1 protein-coding gene is annotated in these 2,734 nt (G+C 31.4%); it reads left to right on the forward strand.

What is annotated here, in order from left to right; all coding sequences use genetic code 11:
* Positions 1-290 precede the first annotated feature (290 nt).
* Positions 291-2,192: a prolyl oligopeptidase family serine peptidase gene (locus tag Q0352_RS07170; protein WP_299525817.1), complete on the forward strand. Its 1,902-nt coding sequence runs from the start codon at positions 291-293 to the stop codon at positions 2,190-2,192.
* The last annotated feature ends 542 nt before the right edge of the window (positions 2,193-2,734 follow it).

Genomic DNA, 2,734 nt, shown 5'->3' on the forward strand with positions numbered 1-2,734 from the left:
AAAAGATTCCCGCTTTCGCGAGAATGACAGATAGGCTGTGATTACAAAAAAGGTTATCATGCTTCTTTATTTTTTAATTAATTATTTGTAAAAATAATTCAAATCTACTATATATTGCTCATTATCTTTATGCTATATATCTAATATTTACTACATTGCAGTAAAATTTGCAATATTCAATTAATATATAAATAACCAAAAACTACAATTATCCATAAATTTACAAGGATTAAATGTGCGATTTAGTTGAATATTTTTAATTATTAACTAACATAAAAAAACCTATTATCATGAAAATTAAAATTTTAGGATTGGCAATTGTAACGCTCTTGTTTTCTTGTAAAAAAGAAACGAAAGTGGCTGAAAGAGAAATCAAACAATACACTATTGAACAATTTATGGACAATGAAGCTGTTGGTGGTGGAAGCTTTTCATCAGATAACAGTAATTTATTAATATCTAGCAACCGCTCAGGTATTTATAATGTATACACTATCCCTGCTAAAGGAGGTGAAATGACTGCAATTACAGCATCTGATAGCACATCAGTTTTTGCTGAGTCATACTTTCCTAATGACAATAGAATGTTAATGAGTGCCGATGGAAATGGTGATGAAATTGATCATTTATTTGTAAGAGAGTTAGACGGAACCATTAAAGATATTACACCTGCAGAAGGCGCTAAAGCTGGTTTCTACGGCTGGTCAAAAGATGACAAACATTTGTATTATGGATCGAACAAAAGAGATGCTCGATTTTTTGATGTGTATAAATTATCTATTGATGACTATACTTCTGAGATGATTTATCAAAATAATGATGGTTTAAATTATAGTGAAATGTCTAATGATGAAAACTTTTTCGCATTATCAAAAACTATGAATACCAATGACAGTGATTTATTTCTTTATGATGTAAAAACGAAAGAAATGACAAAAATCAATGAGAATCTGAGTGCCAATTCTGCTCAGGATTTTTCTGAAGACAATTCTACGTTTTATTATACCACCGATGATGGTGGTGAGTTTTCATACTTGATGTCTTATGATTTGAATTCAAAAGAGAAGAAAAAAGTTATGGAGAAATCTTGGGATATCATGGGAATTGGTTTTACTTCCGAAGGAAAATATATGGTAGTATATACGAATGAAGATGGAAAAAACGCTATTGACGTATTGGATGCCAAAACTATGCAACCTCTTGATTTACCTGATTTTGAAAACAAAAGCATTACCAGTGTAGGCTTTAGTGACGATGAAAATTGGATGAGAATGTATGTTGGGGGCTCTAATTCCCCTTCAGATTTATACACTTATAATTTAGAAACTAAAGAGCAACACAAATTAACCAATGTTTTAAATAATGACATTGACGTTGAAGATTTAGTAATTGCGAAAGTAATACGATTTAAATCGTTTGATGGCACTGAAATCCCTGCGATCTACTATTTACCTCATCAAGCTTCCAAAGAGTTTAAAGTACCTGCAATGATTTGGGTTCATGGCGGTCCTGGAGGTCAAACACGTCAAAATTTTAGTTCTTTAATTCAATATATGGTAAATCACGGTTACGCAGTTTTAGCGGTTAATAATCGTGGTAGTAGCGGTTACGGAAAGACCTTTTATAAAATGGATGATAGAAATCATGGAGAAAAAGATTTACAAGATTGTGTAGAAGGAAAAAACTGGTTAGCACAACAAGTAGAAATTGATGGTGAAAAAATAGGAATTATTGGCGGATCGTATGGTGGATATATGACTATGGCTGCATTGACATACACACCAGAAGAGTTTGATGTTGGAGTAAATTTATTTGGTGTTACCAACTGGATGCGTACCTTAAAAAGTATTCCACCTTATTGGGAATCATTTAGAGCATCGTTATATTTAGAATTAGGGGATCCATTTACAGCAGATTCTGTTCGTTTGAAACGAATTTCACCGTTATTTCATACTGATAAAGTTACCAAACCATTAATTGTTTTACAAGGATCTAAAGATCCAAGAGTATTACAAGTAGAGTCTGATGAAATTGTAGCAGGAGTTCGGAAAAATAATGTTCCTGTAGAATATGTTTTATTTGAAGATGAAGGTCATGGTTTTGTAAAAAAAGAAAATCAAATAGAAGCGTATAGCAGAATACTGCAGTTTTTAGATGAACATCTTAAAAAAGAAAATGCTGCTATTGAATAAATAATCTCAAAACTGAGCATTTAAATTAACTAAAAAGAGGCTGTCTGAAAAGAGAATTTAATGTCATATTGAGCTTGTCGAAATATATTAATTTATATAAACTTCGACAAGCTCAGTTTGACAACACAAATTTTAATAACTTTTCAGACAGCCTCTTTTTTTTACTAACCTAAGTTCTACAACAAAATAAGTGTATACTATTAACCATTGTTCTATATCGTTTATTTTGAATTATAATCAATTAACTGTTTTAATTGAAGTTATTTATCATTCTCTTGAAAACGGAAATCCAAAGAACACTGTTTTATAGATTCCTGCCTCCGCAGGAATGACATTCGTTTTTATTTTCCTATCTGTCATACCTGTGAAAACAGGTATCTATACATTGTAATTTGAGTTGTAATAAACTTATGATAGATTCCTGCCTCCGCAGGAATGACATTCGTTTTTATTTTCCTATCTGTCATACCTGTGAAAACAGGTATCTATACATTGTAATTTGAGTTGTAATAAACTTATGATAGATTCCTGCCTCCGCAGGA

Source organism: uncultured Lutibacter sp. (assembly GCF_937891065.1).
Classification (GTDB): Bacteria; Bacteroidota; Bacteroidia; order Flavobacteriales; family Flavobacteriaceae; genus Lutibacter.

What these genes read in the sequence shown, in the direction of transcription:
- Q0352_RS07170 (WP_299525817.1), top strand. Translation starts at nt 291, where the DNA reads ATGAAAATTAAAATTTTAGGATTGGCAATTGTAACGCTCTTGTTTTCT.